13 protein-coding genes and 1 tRNA gene are annotated in these 20,329 nt (G+C 64.3%); 9 read left to right on the forward strand and 5 right to left on the reverse strand.

Annotated elements, in window-relative coordinates; all coding sequences use genetic code 11:
- Window positions 1–92: 92 nt before the first annotated feature.
- From BA190_RS13255 to BA190_RS13265, 3 genes are read right to left on the reverse strand one after another with little or no spacing between them, the layout of a single operon-like run.
- Complete coding sequence (locus tag BA190_RS13255; protein WP_068287529.1) at window positions 93–1,328, reverse strand: NAD(P)/FAD-dependent oxidoreductase; 1,236 nt, start codon at window positions 1,326–1,328, stop codon at window positions 93–95.
- 4 nt (window positions 1,329–1,332) lie between these two features.
- Window positions 1,333–1,647 (reverse strand): MocE family 2Fe-2S type ferredoxin, encoded by a 315-nt coding sequence (locus BA190_RS13260; RefSeq protein ID WP_068287531.1) that lies wholly within the window; start codon window positions 1,645–1,647, stop codon window positions 1,333–1,335.
- A 36-nt stretch (window positions 1,648–1,683) separates the two neighbouring features.
- The gene (locus BA190_RS13265) at window positions 1,684–2,799 is read right to left on the reverse strand and encodes a fatty acid desaturase family protein (protein WP_068287535.1); all 1,116 of its coding nucleotides are present in this window, start codon (window positions 2,797–2,799) and stop codon (window positions 1,684–1,686) included.
- A 150-nt stretch (window positions 2,800–2,949) separates the two neighbouring features.
- Between BA190_RS13265 and BA190_RS13270 the strand changes: the two genes are divergently transcribed.
- From BA190_RS13270 to BA190_RS13295, 6 genes are all read left to right on the forward strand, one after another.
- The gene (locus BA190_RS13270) at window positions 2,950–3,978 is read left to right on the forward strand and encodes a LacI family DNA-binding transcriptional regulator (protein WP_156771500.1); all 1,029 of its coding nucleotides are present in this window, start codon (window positions 2,950–2,952) and stop codon (window positions 3,976–3,978) included.
- A gap of 283 nt (window positions 3,979–4,261) precedes the next feature.
- On the forward strand, window positions 4,262–5,092 hold the full coding sequence (locus tag BA190_RS13275) for a TIM barrel protein (RefSeq protein ID WP_068287540.1): 831 nt from the start codon (window positions 4,262–4,264) through the stop codon (window positions 5,090–5,092).
- Between the two features lie 176 nt (window positions 5,093–5,268).
- Window positions 5,269–6,195: a sugar ABC transporter substrate-binding protein gene (locus BA190_RS13280; protein ID WP_068287544.1), complete on the forward strand. Its 927-nt coding sequence runs from the start codon at window positions 5,269–5,271 to the stop codon at window positions 6,193–6,195.
- Between the two features lie 139 nt (window positions 6,196–6,334).
- Window positions 6,335–7,864, forward strand: coding sequence for a sugar ABC transporter ATP-binding protein (locus tag BA190_RS13285; RefSeq protein ID WP_068287547.1), 1,530 nt, complete (start codon window positions 6,335–6,337; stop codon window positions 7,862–7,864).
- A gap of 76 nt (window positions 7,865–7,940) precedes the next feature.
- Window positions 7,941–8,987: an ABC transporter permease gene (locus tag BA190_RS13290; RefSeq protein WP_068287550.1), complete on the forward strand. Its 1,047-nt coding sequence runs from the start codon at window positions 7,941–7,943 to the stop codon at window positions 8,985–8,987.
- Between the two features lie 337 nt (window positions 8,988–9,324).
- On the forward strand, window positions 9,325–10,083 hold the full coding sequence (locus BA190_RS13295; protein WP_068287554.1) for a hypothetical protein: 759 nt from the start codon (window positions 9,325–9,327) through the stop codon (window positions 10,081–10,083).
- Between the two features lie 567 nt (window positions 10,084–10,650).
- Here BA190_RS13295 and BA190_RS13305 read toward each other — a convergent pair.
- Both BA190_RS13305 and BA190_RS13310 read right to left on the reverse strand, forming a co-directional pair.
- On the reverse strand, window positions 10,651–10,863 hold the full coding sequence (locus tag BA190_RS13305) for a hypothetical protein (protein ID WP_068287560.1): 213 nt from the start codon (window positions 10,861–10,863) through the stop codon (window positions 10,651–10,653).
- 263 nt (window positions 10,864–11,126) lie between these two features.
- Window positions 11,127–11,202: transfer RNA gene (locus tag BA190_RS13310), tRNA-Phe, on the reverse strand.
- 356 nt (window positions 11,203–11,558) lie between these two features.
- On the opposite strand from BA190_RS13310, the gene BA190_RS13315 reads away from it, so the two are divergent.
- From BA190_RS13315 to BA190_RS13325, 3 genes are all read left to right on the forward strand, one after another.
- On the forward strand, window positions 11,559–16,784 hold the full coding sequence (locus tag BA190_RS13315; RefSeq protein WP_068287563.1) for an alpha-2-macroglobulin: 5,226 nt from the start codon (window positions 11,559–11,561) through the stop codon (window positions 16,782–16,784).
- Between the two features lie 11 nt (window positions 16,785–16,795).
- A complete protein-coding gene (gene pbpC / locus BA190_RS13320; RefSeq protein ID WP_068287565.1) occupies window positions 16,796–18,916 on the forward strand; it encodes a penicillin-binding protein 1C in 2,121 nt (706 codons plus the stop codon).
- A gap of 143 nt (window positions 18,917–19,059) precedes the next feature.
- Window positions 19,060–20,217, forward strand: a complete 1,158-nt coding sequence (locus tag BA190_RS13325) for a LysM peptidoglycan-binding domain-containing protein (RefSeq protein WP_162275104.1) — start codon at window positions 19,060–19,062, stop codon at window positions 20,215–20,217.
- Window positions 20,218–20,329: the final 112 nt, after the last annotated feature.

A 20,329-nucleotide genomic window follows, 5' to 3' on the forward strand; every position in this document is an offset into this window, starting at 1 on the left:
TTAAGGCGTCTTGCGATTTGACGGCATTGCCGGAAACCGCAAAGCAGCGTTGAAACAAAGAGGAGGGCAAAGGGGCTGGTAGTCGCTTTGCCCTAGGCGGCGAGAAGGGATTTGAGGCGGGTATTGGGATCGCCAAGCCTGTCCCTGTCAGGATGGGCGCGCTTGGCGATCAGCATTTCGCACAGCCTGATATCGCGGGCGATCGCATTGCCGGGACCGATGCCACTGGCAGCGACCAGGCGCCCGTCATCGTCGAGATGACAGAGGATGAAGGAGCCCTCCGCACCGTCGCGGCGAATGGTGTGACGCCCTTCGTCGACCAGCCCGGCGACCTGCAGGGAGAGGTCATACTGATCCGACCAGAACCAGGGCACGGCGTCGAAGGCGGCTTCCTCGCCCAGCATGGCGCGGGCGGCGTGGGTACCCTGTTCCTGGGCATTGCGCCAGGATTCCAGGCGCACGCGCCGTCCACCATAGACGGGCAGGGGAAAGGAACAGCAATCACCGGCGGCGAAGATGGCTTGGTCGCTGGTACACAGCCTGGAGTCGACGGCGACGCCATTGTCGATCACAAGGCCTGCAGCCTCCGCCAGCGCCGTGCTGGGCGAGGCGCCGACGCCGAGAACGACGAGATCGGCGAGCACCAACTTGCCGCTGGTGAGGCGGACAGCGAGGCCGTCGGGCTCCTCCTCGATGGCTGTGATGCCTTCACCGCACAGCAAGGTGCAGCCCGCGGCGCGATGGCGCTCTTGCACAACCTCCGCGATAGCGGCCGGCACCCCCCGGCTGAGCAGGCGCGGAAGGGCCTCGATGATGGTCACCGCCGCACCGCGCTGGCGGGCGCTGGCCGCAAGTTCCAGGCCAATGAACCCGCCGCCGATGATGGCGATCTCCGCCCCCGGGCGAAAGCGTTCTCGTAGATGCAAGGCATCCTCGAAACGCCGCAGCGTCACGCATCCAGGCCTGTTCGCGCCTGCCAGTGGCAGCCGTCGCGGTGCGGCACCGGTGGCAAGAAGCAGTTTCTCATAGGCTAGGGCATTGCCGTCATCGAACCGAACCAGCCGCCGCTCCGGTTCGATCGCCACCACGCTTCGCTTGGCCAGATGGGTGATGGCTTCGGCCTCGAAACGCTCCTCGGCCACGATATAGCGCGGGGAGGGGCCGGTCTCGTCGAGCAGCGCCGCCTTCGACAAGGGCGGTCGCTCATAGGGGGCGTGAACTTCGTCCCCGACCAGGGTGATGGAGCCGGCCCAGCCGTTCTCGCGAAGGGCGAAGGCTGCCCTGGCGCCTGCCTCGCCGGCGCCGACGATGACCATGCCCGGCTGCATCGGATCAACCCAGCTGGATCTGAAGCTTGCCGTCGGCGAGCCGGACGGCATAGGTCTTCAAATTGATGCAGACCGGCGCGCCCTTGGCTTCGCCGGTCTTGTAGTTGAACCGGCCATTGTGCTTGGGGCATTCGATGATGTCGTCCATCACCAAGCCGTCGGCCAGGTGGATCTGCTCGTGGGTGCACAGCCCGTCGGTGGCAAAATATTCGTCGTCCGGACTGCGGTAGAGCGCATAGGTGCGGCCGCCGTGATCGAAGCGCAGGACGTCTTCCTGCTCGATATCGTCGGCATCGCAGGCGTCGATCCAGTTGCTCATCTTCTCCTCCCGATATGGTTTTGTGTCTTGTGTCTGTCAGTGGTGCTGGCCGGCAAAGCGGGCACGCGGGTCGTCGGGCATCACCACTTCACCATGTAGATCAGGGCGATAGGGGCGAGCGCTGGACGGCAGCATACGGCGCACGAAATATTCCGGATCCTTCATCTGGCGGCGCAGGGCCGGGATGATCTCGCGATAGGCCTGGATCGTGCTGCGATAGGGCGTCGGCGTGTCGGCCAGCATGGCCTTATGCAGTTCCGGCAGCGCGTGATAGGGCACCATCGGGAACATGTGATGCTCGACATGATAGTTCATGTTCCAATACACGAAGCGGAAGAACGGGTTCATGTAGACGGTGCGGGAGTTCAGGCGGTGGTCGAGCACGTTCTCGGCCAAGCCGGCATGCTGCGTCAGCCCGAAATAGAGGGTCAGCCAGCCGCCATACATGGTGGGCAGGACACCGACGAACATCATCGGCAGCCAGGAATGCAGTGCCAGCGAAAGCGCGACGGTGGCGAGGTGAATGACGAGCCAGATGCGTGCGACCAGATAGACCTTGCCGCGTTCCATCTCCGGCACGAAAGTCTCTTCCTCCTCGCTGAGCCGGCCTGTGGCGTGCAGGACCAGGCCCTTGAGGGCAGCCCAGGTCGAGGCGATCGCGAAGATATTGGAGAGGAGGCGCAGGATTGCCGGTGGGCGCATGGCGGCGATCTCGGGGTCGCGGCCGACGATGATGGTGTCGGTGTGGTGACGTGTATGGCTCCAGCGCCAGATCGTCGGCTCGCGCATGATCATGAAGCAGGCGATATGATAGACGACGTCGTTCATCCAGCGCGTGCGGAAGGCAGTGCCATGCCCGCATTCGTGCCAGCGCGAGTCCGAAGCCGAGCCATAGAGAATGCCGTAGAGCGCGAAGAACGGCACGCACCACCAGCTTCCCCATAGCAGCCCGGCGGCGAGGCCGCTCAGCAGCAGGCCGGCAAGCCATAGGGCGGTGTCGCGGATCGCCGGCGCGTCCTTGCGCTGCATGAGTTCCTTCATGCGCTTACGGGGAATGTCGCACCGATACCACTCGGCGGCGGCAAGGCCGCTCTCGACGGCGGCCTGGGCATCGCGTCCGATCAGACTGTAGTCGCGCCGGGTCGGCCTCATCGCATGCTCCCTTGTCCAGCCTGGTTTCGACCAGGCCTCATCCCTGGTTCCGATGCTATGTCGCACCGGTTCGGGGCTCAATGGGGTGTTGACAGTTTCTATCAAAGTGCATCAGAACGACTATCATCATGATGTAATTTCATCAGAGCTATCATGGCCAGGCCGACGATCCAGGATGTCGCGAGGGAGGCGGGCGTCAGCCCCGCGACGGTCGACCGTGTTCTGAATGGCCGGCTTCCGGTCCGGCCGGAAACGGCCCGACGCGTGGCCGAGGCGGCCAAGACGCTGGGCTATTACGCCGCCGGGCTGATCCAGCAGCGGCTCGACCGCGACATGCCGCATCTGCGCCTGGGATTCCTGCTGCTCAAATCCGCCTCGCCCTTCTACAGCCTGCTGGCTCAATCCATTGCGGAGGCCGCAGCTTCGGCACCCGGCTTCCGCATCTCCGCCGTGATCGAGCACCATGGCGATACCTCGCCGGTGGCCGTGGCCGAGCGGATGCATCGTCTTGGCGAGAGGTGCCAGGCTCTGGCTGTCGTGTCCGTAGACCATCCCCTGATTACCGTGGCGGTTGCGGAACTGAAGGCCCGCAATGTGCCCGTCTTTGCGCTGCTGTCCGATTTTGCCGCCGAACACCGCGCCGGTTATGTGGGCCTAGACAATCGCAAGGCCGGGCGCACGGCGGGCTGGCTCATCGCCCGCACCGCTCGCCAGCCCGGCAAGATCGGCATCATTCTCGGCAGTCACCGTTTCCATGGCCATGAACTGCGCGAGATCGGGTTGCGCAGCTATTTCCGCGAGCATGCCCCGGATTTCGAAGTGCTGGACAGCCGCGTCAATCTGGAAGAGTCGAGCATAGCCTATGAAGCGACCTTCGGGCTGATCAGGCGCTATCCGGACCTGGCCGGTCTCTATGTGGCCGGAGGCGGCATGGAAGGGGTGATAGCCGCCCTGCGGGAGGAGAAAGCGAAGGGACTGGTGGCCGTTTGCCCGGAACTGACGCCGGATTCGCGCCTTGCCTTGAGCGAAGAGGTGATTTCCTTCGTCATCGCGACACCGCTGCCGCAACTGCCCGTGGAACTCGTCCGCGTCATGGCACAGGCCTGCCTTACCGGCAGCGTGGAAGGAACCGGACAGACTTTCCTGCCCTTCAATCTCTATCTTCCCGAAAATATCTGAAAAGGCTGAGGCTTTGCTTGATCTTGCATGGCGCAGCCCAGGAGATCGCCGGGTTCTGCCACCAGCAAGGCGCATTGTCGGGTCCGATGGCGGCTGCGCGCGAGCGAGCGCGCGACTGAAATGCGCACTTGACAGGGCAGTGCAAAAATAGAATATTAATTCCAATTAAGTTCAAAAACGGTCCAATCATTCTATTTTTGATGACCGGTACAAGAGCACATGGCGCTACAAACGGCGCCGGCGTGGTTGGAAATAGGGCGCTTGCGCCTGCAAGGAGTGTTTCATGACAAGCGGAGCCGAACCCTTCGCTCTCAACCATATGGCCGCGCCGAAGCTACGGCCTGCCGAATTCTTCGCACTTGCCCGCAATCTTGGAATCGCCAGGGTCGAGATCCGCAACGATCTTGCCGGCAACGCCATCCTCGACGGGACGCCAGCAGCCTCGGTAAGGGAGGAGGCGCAGCGCGCCGGTGTCGAAATCCTGTCGATCAATGCCTTGCAGCGCTTCAACGATTGGAGCGAGGCACGCGCATCGGAAGCCGAAGAGCTTGCCGATTATGCGGCCGGTGCGGGCGCCAGGGCCCTGGTGCTCGTGCCCCGCAATGATGGCGAAGGGCGCGGCGACGAGGAGCGCCTTCCCCGCCTGATCGAGGCCCTGGCAGCGCTGAAGCCGATCCTGTTGGAGCGCGGGCTGACCGGCTTCGTCGAACCCCTCGGTTTCGAGATCTGTTCCCTGCGCTTGAAGTCCGAAGCCGTCGCCGCCATCGATGCCGTCGATGGTGCACAGACCTTCAAACTGGTGCATGATACGTTCCATCATCATCTCGCGGGCGAGGCGGCGTTGTTCCCGGACCGCACAGGGCTGGTTCATATCTCCGGCGTGGACGATGCGTCCGTGGCAGTGGGGGAGATGCGCGACAGCCATCGCGGTCTCGTGGGAGCGGATGATCGTCTGGGCAATGTCGCTCAGATCGAGGCGCTGCGTGCCGGCGGTTATGCCGGTGCGCTCTCCTTCGAGCCTTTCGCCGAAAGCATCCAGCAAATGGACGCCAAACAGGTCCAGGCTCGTCTTGCCGCGAGCATGGCACTGATTACGGCGGGCTTGGTTTCCTAGGGCAAAGCGCGTTCATCCGTCGACGCGTTTTCCAATTCTTTGTTTCTACGCGTCTTTGCGATGCCGGGGCTATCCCGGCGAACCGCAAACGCTCCAACGATCCACCAATTCCCCGCAAGGGGATTATCCGGAAAATGACGGGTGCTGCCGGACATCCGACCCAGGGAGGAGACACGATGAAACGGACCCTTTTCGCGCTTGCCGCAACGGCCTTGTTGTGTGGCACGGCCTATGCCGAGAATATCGGTGTCAGCATGGCCAAGTTCGACGACAATTTCCTCACCGTGCTGCGCAACGGCATGACCGACTATGCCAAGACCAAGTCCGGCGTGAACCTCCAGATCGAGGACGGTCAGAACGACGTCAACAAGCAGCTCAGCCAGATCCAGAACTTCATCGCCCAGAAGGTCGACGCCATCATCGTCAACCCGGTCGACACCGACGCCACCCCGCAGATGACCAAGCTCGCCACCGAAGCCGGCATCCCGCTCGTCTATGTCAACCGCATGCCCTCCGAAGAGAAGCTGCCCGAGAAGGTCGCCTTCGTCGGTTCGAACGAGGTTGATTCCGGTACCCTCGAAACCAAGGAGATCTGCAAGCTCCTCGGCGGCAAGGGCGATATCGTGGTGATCATGGGCGAATTGTCGAACCAGGCCGCCCGCCAGCGCACGCAGGACGTCGAGGACGTGATCGCCAAGGAGCCCTGCACGGGCATGAAGATCCTGCAGAAGCAGACGGCCAACTGGGACCGCACCCAGGCGATCGACCTGATGACCAACTGGCTGACCTCGGGCATCAAGCCGGCTGCCGTGATCTCCAACAATGACGAAATGGCGATCGGCGCCATCCAGGCGCTCAAGCAGGCCGGCCTCGCCGGCGGCAAGACGCTCGTCGGCGGCGTGGACGCCACGCAGGACGGCCTCGGCGCCATGAAGGATGGCGACCTGCAGGTCACCGTGTTCCAGAACGCCGCCGGCCAGGGCCAGGGCGCCGTCGATACGGCTCTGAAGCTTGCCAAGGGCGAGAAGGTCGACGCCATGGTCTGGGTGCCTTTCGAGCTGGTGACCCCGGCCAATATCGACAACTACCTCAAGAAGAACTGATCGAACTGCATAAGGGCCCTCCGGCCCAAGGCCGGGGGGAGCTCACGATCTTCTCGCCAGACGCGGCAATGACCGGACCCTGGTTCCGGGCCGATGAAACACGTCGCCAGCTCGGGCGCCGGCATGAGGGAGAACAAGGATGGCTGTAGTGCAATCGGCGGCGCCGAGCCGCGGTACCTCGGACTCCGCCTATCTCATCGAGGTGGAGGGCGTACGCAAGGGCTTTCCCGGCGTGCTCGCACTCGACAATGTCTCCTTCAAACTGCGTCCCGGCACGGTGCATGCCCTGATGGGCGAGAACGGCGCCGGCAAGTCGACGCTGATGAAGATCATCGCCGGCGTCTATCAGCGCGACGGCGGCGTGATGAAGCTGCGTGGGCAGGAGGTGCAGTTCTCCGGGCCTCTCGATGCGCTCCAGCAAGGCGTCGCCATGATCCATCAGGAGCTGAACCTGATGCAGTACATGACGGTGGCGGAAAACGTCTGGATCCGGCGCGAGCCTTTGACCCGGCTGGGTTTCGTCGACCATGGCGAGCTCAACCGCCGCACGGCCAAGCTGTTCGAGCAGCTCAAGATCAGGATCGACCCCACCGTGCCCGTCGGCTCGCTGTCGGTGGCCAATCGCCAGATGGTCGAGATCGCCAAGGCGATTTCCTACAATTCCGACGTGTTGATCATGGACGAGCCGACCTCGGCCCTGACCGAGACGGAAGTCGCGCATCTGTTCGAGATCATCCACGACCTCAAGGCCCAAGGTAAGGGCATCGTCTACATCACGCACAAGATGAACGAGCTCTTCGAGATTGCCGACGAGGTCTCGATCTTCCGCGACGGCAAATATATCGGCACGGACCTTGCTGCCAATCTCACGCGCGACGAGATCATCCGCCGCATGGTCGGCCGCGAGATCACCCAGATGTTCCCCAAGGAGACGGTGCCGATCGGCGACGTGGTCCTGTCGGTGAAGAACCTGACGCTCGACGGCGTCTTCCACGATGTCTCCTTCGACCTGCGTGCCGGCGAGATCCTCGGTTTCGCCGGGCTGGTCGGGGCAGGGCGCTCCAATGTGGCGGAGGCCCTGTTCGGCGTGACGCCGGCCTCCTCCGGCACGATCGAGATCTTCGGCAAGCCCGTCTCCATCTCCTCGCCTGCGGTCGCCATGCGCCAGGGCATGGCGTTCCTCACCGAGGACCGCAAGGATACCGGCTGCTTTCTCATCCTCGATATCCTCGAGAACATGCAGATGGCGGTGCTGACGCAGCGCTACGTCAAGGCTGGCTTCGTCGCCTCGGGCGAGGTGACGCCGGCCTGTACCGAGATGAGCGCGGCGCTGCGCGTCAAGACGCCGAACTTGCATGAGCGCATCGAGAACCTGTCCGGCGGCAACCAGCAGAAGGTGCTGATCGGCCGCTGGCTCCTGACCAAGCCGAAGATACTCATCCTCGACGAGCCGACGCGCGGCATCGATGTCGGCGCCAAGGCCGAGATCCACCGCCTGATCAGCAAGCTGGCGGGCGAGGGCGTGGCGGTGATCATGATCTCTTCGGAACTGCCCGAGGTGCTGGGCATGAGCGACCGCATCCTCGTCATGCATGCCGGCCATGCCACCGGCATCCTCGATCGCTCCGAGGCGGACCAGGTCAAGATCATGGAACTGGCCGCGCGCTGAGGCGCGAGGCCCTGGAATTGGAAGAACCCCGATACGATGCGCCGTGAGGCGCTTAGCGATAGAATTGGAGGATCCCATGTCCGCGAATGAGGCTGCCGGCAAATCGCCGCAGATATCCAGCGCCAAACCGCATCGCCGGCTGCCGCAGGAACTGAGCATCCTGGCGGTTCTCGCCGTCATCGTGGCGATATTCGAGCTCATCGGCTGGCCGCTGAAGAGCCAGAGCTTCTTCTTCAATGCGGGGCGCCTGAGCATCATCTTCCTGCAGGTGGCGGTGATCGGCATCATCGCGGTGGGCGTGGCGCAGACCATCATCACCAGCGGCGTCGACCTGTCCTCCGGCTCCGTGGTGGGCGCCACCGCCATGATCGCCGCCTCGCTCGCGCAGGTGAGCACGGCCCGCTCCGTGGTCTATCCCCACCTCACCGACCTGCCCTTCATCATTCCCGTGCTGGCGGGCCTGGCGACGGGGCTGCTTGCCGGTGTCATCAACGGCGCGCTGATCGCCTACGCCAATGTGCCGCCCTTCATCGCCACGCTGGGCATGATGGTCTCGGCGCGCGGTTTCGCCACCTGGTACACCAATGGCCAGCCCGTCAGCACCTTCACGCCCTCCTTCCGCATCATTGGTTCGCCGGTGGAGCTCTTCGGCTTCTCCGTCGACGTGCCGACGGTGATCTTCCTGGTGGTGGCGCTGATCTTCCACATCGCCATGTGCTACACGCGCTACGGCAAGTTCACCTATGCCATCGGCTCGAACATGCAGGCCGCCCGTGTTTCGGGCATCGATGTGAAGTGGCACCTGGTCAAGGTCTACGGCTTCGCCGGCCTGCTTTCGGGCCTGGCCGGTGTGGTGCAGATCGCCCGGGCCGGCTCGGGCCAGGCCGGTGCAGGCCTCGGCTACGAGCTGCAGGCCATCGCGGCGGTGGTGATCGGCGGCACCTCGCTCTCCGGCGGCGTGGGACGTATCACCTCCACGGTGATAGGCCTCCTCATCCTCTCGGTGGTGACCTCGGGCTTCACCTTCCTCGGCGTTCCCGCCTCCCTGCAGCAGATCGTGCTCGGCGCCATCATCGTGGGCGCCGTGGTGATCGACCAGTATCGCCGGCGCCGGAAGGTCTGAGGCGAGCGGCACGACGATCGAACGGCCCGTCCGTGAGGACGGGCCGTTCTCATTTGTCCAGCCCTGTCGTCCCCGAGGAGGCATACACGATTGGTTGCAGTCAAGCGTGCCCTCGCGAACAGGCTCGTTGCCTCGTCGCCGACTTACTATATGTAGTCGATCCTTGTAGTGACTGCCGATGGCCCATCGGTCTAGAATTGTCCGGCTGGGGCGGCACAGAAGATCGAATGACACCATGGTCAATGCGGCACGAAAGTTCCCCTGGCCAAGAAATGAGGGGTGAGAGGGTCAACTCTTCCGGCCGGTGCCGGGAAAGGGCTGAGCCTGGCGAGACTTGATGAGCAGCAACACCACCGTCTATCTCTTTCCGCATATCCTGAAATGCGCCGGCCTGAGCGTGAGGGACTATCTCCTGCACGATGTTCCGCCGCGCGGTTCCGCCGTGATCTATTCCAAGCCCGAGCAACGGCCTTGGCTCGATCCTGCGAACCGCGTGCCCCAAGCCGATCGCGACGAGATCCGTATCCTGTTCGGCCACAGATTGCCGCGCACGGCCGCCCGAGGTTTCGAAGGCCGCATCATCCGGGAGGTCGGCCTGCTGCGGGAACCGGTGTCCTTCTATGTCTCGCTCTACAATTTCCTGCAGAAGACGCCCGAGAGGCATCGGATCGTGGGCATGTCCTTCGAGCAATGGTATCCGACCAACAAGCACAACCGCATCAGCCGCTTCTATTTCAGGCATTATTTCGGCCTGTCCTCCCTGGGCATCCGCAAGATGAGCCAGCGCCAGAGGTTCGAATTCCTGTCCAGGCAATTCGAGACGTTCTGGTTCGTCGGTGACTATCGCAATTGCGATGCGGTGATGGAGCAGATGACCCAGGATATCGGCTGGAAGTTCGAGAAACTGCCCCATGAGAATGCTGCGCCCACCAATGCGCTGCGCAGTCAGGATATTGGCGAGGCACTGCGCCGGAAGATCCTGCAGGACAATGCGCTCGATCTGGCCCTTTACGAAACCTGGGCCGAGCGCAAATGGGGGGACAATCCAACGCTGGAGCGCGGGCAGGGGCTGAACAATCGTTGGACCTGGCAATAGCTGCGACGGGGCTGCATCCATCGGGTGCTCCGTGCGTTTCAAACTCTTGCCCTGATCCCGTGCTAAACAGGTGACAGGCTGGCGTCCGCGGGGCCTGCGAAGAGCAATCCTCGGCTTTTATCAGATTGCCGGCCAGGCCTGAGCGCACGGATCCGCCCATGGCCGAGGCGCCCGGGCCGATGACCCCTAATCAAACTTCGCTCCCCGATCAGAAGGGCTGAGTTCTTTCTGACCGGGGCTTTGTTCGCCTCTCCCATGATGTAAATGCCTGCGAGCGTGGCGGTCCGGAATTGCGTTGTGCAGCACGGGCTGAAAACGGGTCCGGCGATATCGTGCCGATACAGGCGTATCACCTCCCACTCGCCTCCGATGGACCTCTTCGCCACTCGATCAGTCGAGCAGGCAGCGGAGGGCTCGATGCTTTTCCGCATGACGCGGCCCATTCCCAACAGGATGTACGGTCTGGACTGGTGCATAGCAGACGGAGCGGGCGCTCGCGGAATGACGGGCATCGTGCAGGTCAATTCGCATTGCTCACGGCTATCGGTGCATCTGGCGTGTGACCAGCTAGATTTGTTGCGACCGGGGCGGTGCGATCGTTTCAACGCTTGATTGGCTCGCAGCGGCCTTGGCTTGACGGTAGGCGGACAGATCTGCCGGCGGCGAGCCGCCCGAGGTTGGCGCAGCATATCCTGGCGGGAGGCGGCAGATGAAATCGAACTCGGCATCGAGAAACGCCTGGCGCGCATCAATCACGTTCGCCGCGTTGCGTAAGTCCATGTCAGCCCCCACCGTTACGCTTTCCGGTACAGTGTTCGGGCGTGGGGTTAATGTTCGGTTGTGGGCGCGCACTTTGCCGGGCCTTGCCGGCAGGCTGCCCGTTTCGCGTTGAGGATCACCGCGTCCCTGTGGAGGGTCGCAATGCGTAGACCATTGCAGACTTTCGCATCTGCGAGCGGATGGGTTGGGTACGCAAGAACGCGCGCTTTGGCGTTGAAGCGTTTTCAGGGATTTCGATGATTTTGGATGTCTGCGGAGAGAGATGGTGCCTAGGGGCGGAATCGAACCACCGACACTGCGATTTTCAGTCGCATGCTCTACCAACTGAGCTACCTAGGCATCCGGCGAGTCAGCCGAGGCCGCCGCGAGACCGCGGGTGTATAGCCAGCGCCTCCGTGGTTGTCCAGCCCTCTTGCACGGAAAAAATAAGCCGGCTGCAAAAACACCGGTACGCACGCTGTTTCCACCGGTACAGATGGTAAAAACTCTCTGAATCATGATTGCCGCCGACCCAGGGCGCCCTTAGTCTTGCGGGCTCGGTGGCCCGTTCCCTGTGCATGTCGCGTGATCCGGGCGTGTCGTCAGTTATGGATGGGACCCAATCGATAACTGGCGACACGCCCCGGTCACGCCGACTCGCTAGCGTGGACAGGACCGCCGCAACAAGCCCAGGGGCGGGTAAGAGGACAGGCAACATGGTCAGGCAGGCAGCGCGCCAAGGCGTCTTCGTGCGGTTTTTCTCGGCTTTCGTGCTCATGCTCGCCCTGCTGGGCTGGGTGGCCGCCGGCCCGGTGCAGGCGGCGCCGCTGTTCCAGGCCGACAGCTATTCCTATGCGGCTGACAGCTACAAGGACAGCATCGCCAAGCTGACCAAGACCATGAAGAAGAGCGCGCCGCAGCTCCAGGAAGAGCTGAAAGCGGCTATCAGCTCCGACAATGCGCGCAACACCGCCGTGGTGGTGGAGCAGTTCATTGCCCTGTCTCCCAATGACGGAGCAATGTGGAAGCGCCTCGCCGATTTGCTGCTGGTGGCCGAGCCCTTTAACAGCCAGGACGGCTACGAACTGCCCTACAAGGCGCTCGGCGCCTCGATTCGCGCCTATCAGCTTGCCAAGACGCCGCAGGAACAGGCCGATGCGCTCAACGATGTCGCCCAGGCGCTGGTCAAGCGCGAGGATTGGCGGCCGGCCCTCAACGCCTATCGCGCCAGCCTCGACCTGGTCGACAATGCCGAGATTCGCGAAGCCTATGAGGAAGTGCGCAAGGATCATGGCTTCCGCATCACCGACTATACGGTGGAGAGCGACGCGCCGCAGCCGCGCCTGTGCTTCCAGTTTTCCGACCCGCTGAGCAATGCGGTCGCCGATTACGCGCCCTATTTCACCCAGGAGCCCGGACCCGTCTCGGCCGTCACGGTCGACGGCACCAAGCTTTGCGTCGAGGGCCTGAAGCATGGCGGGCGCTACAAGGTCACCGTGCGCCAGGGCCTGCCTTCGGCCGTGGACGAGAGCCTGCTCAAGAACGCCGACTATGAGATCTATGTGCGCGACCGCCTGCCATCCGTGCAGTTCGTCGGCAAGAGCTATGTCCTGCCGCGCACCGGCCAGAACGGCATCCCACTGGTCTCGGTCAATTCCACCCAGGCCAAGCTCGCGCTCTACCGGGTCGGCGATCGCAGCCTGATTTCGGCGGTGATCGATTCCAATTTCCTCGACCAGATCTACGGTTCCCAGGCCAGCGAGATCGCCCGCACCAAGGGCAAGAAGGTCTGGGAAGGCACGATGGACCTCACCAGCACGCCGAACCAGGACGTCACCACCGCCTTTCCGGTCGACGAGGCGCTCGGCAAGATCGAACCCGGCCTTTATGTGATGACGGCCCAGCCCGGGGAAGTGAAGGAAGACGAGGACAATCAGCTCGCGACGCAATGGTTCGTGGTTTCCGATCTCGGCCTGTCGACGCTGAAGGGCAAGGACGGCCTGCACGTCTTCCTGCGCTCGATCGCCTCGGCCGAGCCGCTTGCCAATGTCACGGTCCGACTGCTTGCCCGCAACAACGAGATTCTCGGCTCGGTGAAGACGGGGTCCGACGGCGCCGCCTTCTTCGATGCCGGCCTCACCAAGGGCAATGAGGGCCAGGAGCCCGCCCTCGTGGTCGCGTCCGACGACAAGAGCGACTACGCCTTCATCGATCTGACCCAGCAGGCCTTCGACCTCACCGACCGTGGCGTCACCGGCCGTGACCCGCCGGGGCCGGCCGATGCCTTCGTTTATGTCGAGCGCGGCGTCTACCGCCGCGGCGAGACGGTGCATGCCGCCATCCTGCTGCGCGACGGCAATGCCAATGCCCTGGCCGACGTACCCGTCACCATGGTGGTGCAGCGCCCCGACGGCGTCGAATATTCGCGCACAGTGCTGAAGGACCAGGGCGCCGGCGGCCGCACGGCCGACATCGCCATCATTCCCTCCGCGGCCAGCGGCACCTGGCGCGTCGTCGCCTATACCGATCCCAAGGCTGCTCCGGTCGGCGAGACCACCTTCCTGGTCGAGGACTATGTGCCCGATCGCATCGAGTTCGACCTCGCCACTTCGGGCACCCGCATCGACCGCACCAGTGGTGCCAACCTCAAGGTGGACGGGCGCTATCTCTTCGGCGCCCCGGCCGCCGGCCTCGACATCGAGGGTGACGTCTCCGTTTCCACCGACAGCCAGCCTTTCTCGCAGTGGAAGAACTACGCCTTCGGCCTGTCGGACGAGAGCGTCGATACGGTGCAGAACACTGTCGACGATCTCGCGCAGACCGACGACAAGGGCCATGCCGAATTCACGGTGCCGCTGCCGCAATTGCCGACGACCACCCGTCCGCTCAAGGCCAGTTTCGTCATCCGCATGAAGGAAGGCGGCGGCCGCGGCGTCGTGCGTAGCGCCTCCCTGCCGATCGCCTCCACCGGCCCGATGCTGGCCTTGAAGCCCGGCTTCGCCGAGGGCACGGTGCCCGAGGGCCAGCAGGCCTTGTTCGACGCAATTGCCGTCGATCCCCAGGGCAACCAGGTAGCGGCCAAAGGCGCGACCTGGACGCTCAAGCGCCTGACCACGACCTATCAGTGGTACAAGAGCAACAATCGCTGGAACTATGAGGCTGTCACCACCGCCCGCAAGGTCGGCGGTGGCACGGTCGATCTCTTGGCCGACAAGCCCGCTCAGATCTTCGCGCAGGTGCAATGGGGTCAATACCGCCTCGAAATCTCGGCGGATGGGCTGGCTTCCTCCTCCAGCTCCTTCTATGCGGGCTATTACACCAGCGAGAAGGCCGATACGCCCGACATGCTGCCGGTCGCCCTCGACCAGACCAGCGTCAAGACCGGCGATACGCTGCAGGTGAAGATCGATGCCCGTTTCGCCGGCAAGGCCTCGGTGCAGGTGGTCGGCGAGAAGCTGCTCTCCTCCACCCTGGTCGACGTGCCGGAGAAGGGGACGACCGTTCCCGTCACCGTCGGTAAGGATTGGGGCACAGGCGCTTATGTCGTGGTCACCCATTTCCGGCCGATGGACGTTGCTGCCAAGCGCATGCCGACGCGCGCGATCGGCCTCGCCTGGTTTGGCATCGACCGCAATGAACGCACGCTCAAGGTCACGCTCACGCCGACCGAGTTGATGAAGCCGCGCCAGCCTCTCAAGGTGCCGGTGAAGGTCGAGGGCCTTGCCGGCGAGAAAGCCTATGTCACCCTGGCGGCCGTCGATGTCGGCATTCTCAACCTGACGGGCTACAAGCCGCCGGAGCCGGAGACTTTCTATTACAGCCAGAAGCGCCTTTCGGCCGAACTGCACGATCTTTACGGCCAGTTGATCGACGGCATGGAAGGAGTGAAGGGGCGGATCCGCACCGGTGGTGACGGCGGGGCCAATTTCAACAGCCCGCCGCCGACGCAGGCGCCCCTGGCCCTGTTCTCCGGCATGGTCGAGGTCGGTGCCGACGGCACGGCCGAGATCAGCTTCGACATTCCCGCCTTCAACGGTCTGGTGCGGGTGATGGCGGTGGCCTGGACGCCGACCAAGGTCGGCCATGCCTCGGCGGACGTCAAAGTGCGCGATCCGGTGGTGATCGCCGGCACTTTGCCGCGCTTCCTTGCCGTGGGTGATCAGTCGCGCTTCCGCCTCGATCTCGTCAACGCCGAGGCCGCACCGGGCGACTATACGCTCGCCGTCACTATGGAAGGGCCGATCGGCGCTCAGCCGTCAGCGCTCTACCAGACCGTGAAGATCGGGGCGGCGGGCTCGCGCACGCCGGTGAACATTCCCATCACCGCCAACGGCATCGGCACCGGCAAGCTGGTTGCCACTTTGGCGGGTCCCGGCAATGTCGCCATCGACCAGAGCTTCACGCTCGGCGTCTTGCCGGCCAATCCGCTGGTGACGCGCCGCACGATCCAGACCATCGCCGCCAATGGCGGCGGCATCACCGTCAATGCCGACCTCGTCGCTGAAATGGTGCCCGGCACTGGCGCGGTCTCGCTTTCGGTGGGGCCGTTCAGCGCCCTCGACGTGCCCGGCCTGCTGCGCGATCTCGATCGCTATCCCTATGGCTGTTCGGAACAGCTTGTCAGCCGGGCGCTGCCGCTGCTCTATCTCAGTGAGCTCGGCGGCAACGCCATCGATCTCGACGGCACGGTGAAGGAGCGCCTGGGCGATACGGTACAGCGCCTGCTCGCACGCCAGGATTCCAATGGTGCCTTCGGCCTGTGGAACGCCGACAGCGGTGAATTGTGGCTGTCGGCCTATGTCACCGACTTCCTGCTGCGGGCTCGCGAGAAGGGCTTCGCCGTGCCGGAACTGGCGCTCAACCAGGCCGTCGACTATCTGCGCAACCGCGTCGGCAATGCGCCTGACGTGGAAGAGGGCAAGGGCGAGGACATCGCCTATGCCCTCTACACGCTGGCCCGGGCCGGCAGGGCGCCGGCGGGTGATCTGAAATATCTCGCCGATACCAAGATCGGCCAGTTCGGCAGTGCCATGGCGCGGGCCCAGATCGCCGCCGCCCTCGGCATGCTCGGCGACAAGCCGCGGGCCGGCGAGGCGTTCGGCTCGGCCGCCGAGGCGCTCCAGAAGGAGACCAGCGATACCAGCCTGGCCTATCGCAATTACGGTTCTCCGCTCCGCGACGCCGCGGCGGTGGTGGCGCTTGCAGGGGACAACAATGCCAGCCTGCCGGTGATCAAGACGGCGCTCAAGGTCATTACCGATGCGCGCTCCAAATCCCGCTATGCCTCGACCCAGGAGATGACCTGGATGGTACTCGCGGCCCGCAGCGTCGCGGACCAGGCCCGTTCCCTCAAGCTGATCGCCGATGGCTCGGAGCAGCAGGGCGCCTTCTACAAGGTCTATCGCGGCGAGGCGCTCAAGGCCCCGCATTCGGTCTCGAACCCCGGTGCTTCGGCCCTGCAGGCCGTGGTTGCGGTTTCCGGCTCGCCCGTCGTGCCCGAGCCCGCTGCCAATAACGGCATGAACCTGACGCGCAGCTACTTCTCGCTCGACGGCAAGGCCGTGGATCCCGCCGAGGTGAAGCAGAACACCAGGCTGGTGGTGGTGTTGAGTGCCAGCCGCAGCGGCGACAACCAGACCGGCAACTTCCTGCTCGTCGATCGCCTGCCGGCCGGCTTCGAGATCGAGAATCCGAACCTGGTCGTCACTGGCGAGACCGGCAGCATGTCCTGGCTCAAGGATCTCACCGAGGTCACTCATTCGGAGTTCCGCGACGACCGCTTCGTCGCCGCGTTCACCGATCAGGCCGCCAAGGTAGCGTATGTCGTCCGTGCGGTGGCACCGGGCCGCTACATCCTGCCCGGTACCACGGTGGAGGACATGTATCAGCCCGAGCGTAACGCCACGCTTGCCACCGGCACGCTCAGCGTCACCGAGAAGTAGAGCGGACCGAGATGACCGCCCGGCGCGTCCATATCCTCTGCGCGCTTCTGTTCACGGCCATTGTAGCCGTGAACGCCGGTGGCTTTGCGCTGTCGGAGGTGCTCCGGCGCCTCGGCCCGGTGCCGCTGGGCGAGAGCGTGACCTATTCCCCGCTGGTGGTGGATCGCGACGGCCGGCTGCTGCGCCCCTTCACCACGGCGGACGGCTATTGGCGCCTGCCGGCCAAGCCGGAGGAGGTCGACCGGCGCTTCCTGTCGATGCTGGTCGCTTATGAAGACAAGCGCTTCTATTCCCATCACGGCATCGATCCGGTGGCCATGGCCCGCGCCGCCTGGCAGATGGTGAGCCGGGGGCGCATCGTCTCCGGTGGCTCGACCTTGACCATGCAGGTCGCCCGCCTGCTCGAGCCGCGTCCCGATCGCACTTTTGCCGACAAGGCGGCGGAGATGATCCGGGCCGTCCAGATCGAGAACCGGCTGAGTAAGGAGCAGATCCTCGGCCTCTATCTGGCTTTGGCGCCCTATGGCGGCAATCTGGAAGGAACACGGGCGGCCTCGCTCGCCTATTTCGGCAAGGAGCCCAAGCGCCTTTCGACAGCGGAGGCGGCCATGCTGGTGGCCTTGCCGCAGGCCCCTGAATCGCGCCGCCCGGACCGGGCTCCGGCCGCGGCCAAGGCAGCCCGCAACCGGGTCTTGCGGCTTCTCGCCGGCAAGGGCGCGCTCCATCCCGACCAGGCAGAGGCCGCCACGCTGGAAGCGGCACCGCAGGGGCGCAAGCCCTTTCCGATTCTGGCGGCCCATGTCGCCGAACGGCTGGTGCGCCAGGACCTGCTGCTTCAGGCCCAGGCCGGCAAAAGCGAGCCCAATCCGGTGGTGATCACCACGATTGCACGCTTCCTGCAGGAGCAGCTCGAGAACCTGGCGCGCGAGCGGGCGACCGCCTTGGGCGGCGGCGTCTCGGTTGCCATCGTTGCCGTCGACAATGCCAGCGGCGAGGTGAGGGCGCATGTCGGCGGCGTCGGCTATTTCGACAAGGCGAGGGCAGGCCAGATGGATCTTGCCGAATCCTTGCGTTCGCCCGGGTCCACCCTGAAGCCGTTCATCTATGGTCTTGCCTTCGAGGATGGCCTCGCCCATCCCGAGACGCTGGTGGATGATCGTCCCGCGCGCTTCGGCGTATACAAGCCCGAGAATTTCGACGATGCCTTCCAGGGCACCGTCACCATGCGCCGTGCCTTGCAGCAGTCGCTCAACGTGCCGGCGGTGATGCTGCTCAATTCCATCGGTCCGAACCGGCTGATCGCCCGCATGAAGAACGCCGGTGCCGAGCCATCTCTTCCGCCCGATGCGGTGCCGGGACTTGCCGTCGGCCTCGGCGGAGCTGGCGTCAAGCTCACCGACCTCGCCACGCTCTATTTGGCGCTGGCTCGGGACGGGGAGGCACTGCCACTGATCTGGCGGCCGCAGGACCGCGCGCTCGGCGCGCAGCCCCATCGCCTGTTCGAGAAGGCCGCGGCCTGGCAGGTCGGCAATGTCCTGATCGGCGCGCCGCCGCCGGAGAACGCAGTTGGCGGCAAGATCGCCTACAAGACCGGTACGTCCTATGGCTATCGCGATGCCTGGGCGGTCGGGTTCGATGGTGCCAACACGGTCGCCGTCTGGGTCGGGCGGCCCGATGGCGCCCCCGTCTCGGATCTGGTCGGGCGCAAGGCCGCCGCTCCCATCCTGTTCGATGCCTTCCAGCGCATTGGTGAGAAGCGGGTGCCGCTCAAGCCCCCGCCGTCGGGCGTGGTGTTTGCCAAGACCTCGGAATTGCCGCCGGCCTTGCAGCGCTTCCGTCCCGGCGCCTTGCCCGAAATCGCCGCCGCCGGTTCGGGCGATGCCCCGCTGGTGATTTCCTTCCCGCCTGATGGCGCCCGGGTCGAGGTTGCCGGGGGAGAGCCGGATGCCGCCTTGGCTCTCAAGGCGATGGGGGGCGCACCGCCCTTCACCTGGCTTGCCGATGGCCTGCCGATCGTGATTGGCGAAGAACGCCGGGAGGCCGTTTGGGACAAGCCGGGCAAAGGCTTCGCCCGCCTTTCGGTGATCGATGCCAGGGGACATACCGCGAGCGTCCAGATCAGGCTGGATTGACGGTAGGTTCGTTCGGCGTCTCGATGACCCAGTACGAGTTTTTCCGGCCGAAACCATAATATTCCTGTCAAGAAGTGGGCCTAGCCTCAGATGCCGGGCATTCCTTTCATTGGCTGAAATCCATTTTTCCGGGAGAACGCATCGTGCAGGCAGGGCGTTACGTGATCAAGCAAGGCGATACCTTGTGGGGAATCGCCGGCCGCTACTACGGCAATCCGGTGCGCTGGCCGGAAATCTATGCCTACAACAATGAGCCGGCGATCGTGGCCAAGACCGGACACGGCATCGTCAATCCCGACCTCATCAAAGCCGGAGCGGTGATCTACCTGCCGAAGCAGCATCGTCGCGTGGTTCTGCGCGGTACGTCGACAGGCCCGGCTCCGACGGCGAAGCCACAACCCGCCAATCCGCCCGCCCCCAGCTCACCCACGCCCGCCCCTATCCCGACAAGGGGCGGCACGACCCCGTCCCATTCCCATACGCGCACTCAGCCCGATGCTGGCAGCAACCCGGCGGCCAGGACGCTCGCGAACAATTTCGGTTTCGGCTATCAGCTCGACGACCTGCCGATCATCGAGATCAAGGGCAATGGCTTCTCGGCCAAGGTCAAGCTGAAGGGGGCGATCTTCCTGCAGCCGACCGACAAGGTGCCGCTTCTCGTCTACAGCAATAAGGGGCTCGAGTCGCAGGCACGCCAGCAGACCTCGACCGTGCTCGGCGAGCTGGTATCCGGCGGCAAGTTGAGTTGGGACCGCAAGTCCAACAGCGTCACCTATGAATGCCAGCTCACCTTGCGCGCGAATGCGCATTCGCCGGGTGCCCAGTTCTCTGCCGGCATATCGAGCGCAGGCGAGCCGGTGCTCAAGGCCACCTTGACCTACCCGCGCATGACCGGGCGAATCCGCGACTATGTCTATGTCGCCAGCGAGTTCAAGGTCGAGATCGAACTGAAGCCGGACCAGCATTTGCGTCCACCGCTGCCCGAGCCGGTCCTGGTACCGAGCTATCGTCCCGTTCCCGATGCAACGCGGGTGTGGCGTCCCCAGCCTGTGCATACCGATCGCAAGCCCCCGGCATCCCCGGAACCCTCGTCGGGTATTCATTGGGGTAAGGCGACGGTGGCCATCGTCGGGGCCGTGGTCATCGTCGGGCTGACCCTGCTCGAGGACGCGGCCACCGCTGGCGGCGGTGTGGCCGATGACCCGGCGAGCTTCGCCGCCGCGGGCGCCTTGCTGCGCTGGGGCTTGCGCCGGGCGGCCGTACAGGCGGCGCCGAGGCTTGCGCCGGCGCTGGCCTATTAAAGCAAAGCACGTTCACGGCTGGGCATCCCCTTATCGAGATTCCCGCTTTTTGAGCACGAAATCTGTTCTTCGATGCGGTTTCAGAGTTTTGCAGGCGGGTCAGCAGTGCTGA

This window comes from Labrys sp. WJW (assembly GCF_001676615.1).
Classification (GTDB): domain Bacteria; phylum Pseudomonadota; class Alphaproteobacteria; order Rhizobiales; family Labraceae; genus Labrys; species Labrys sedimenti.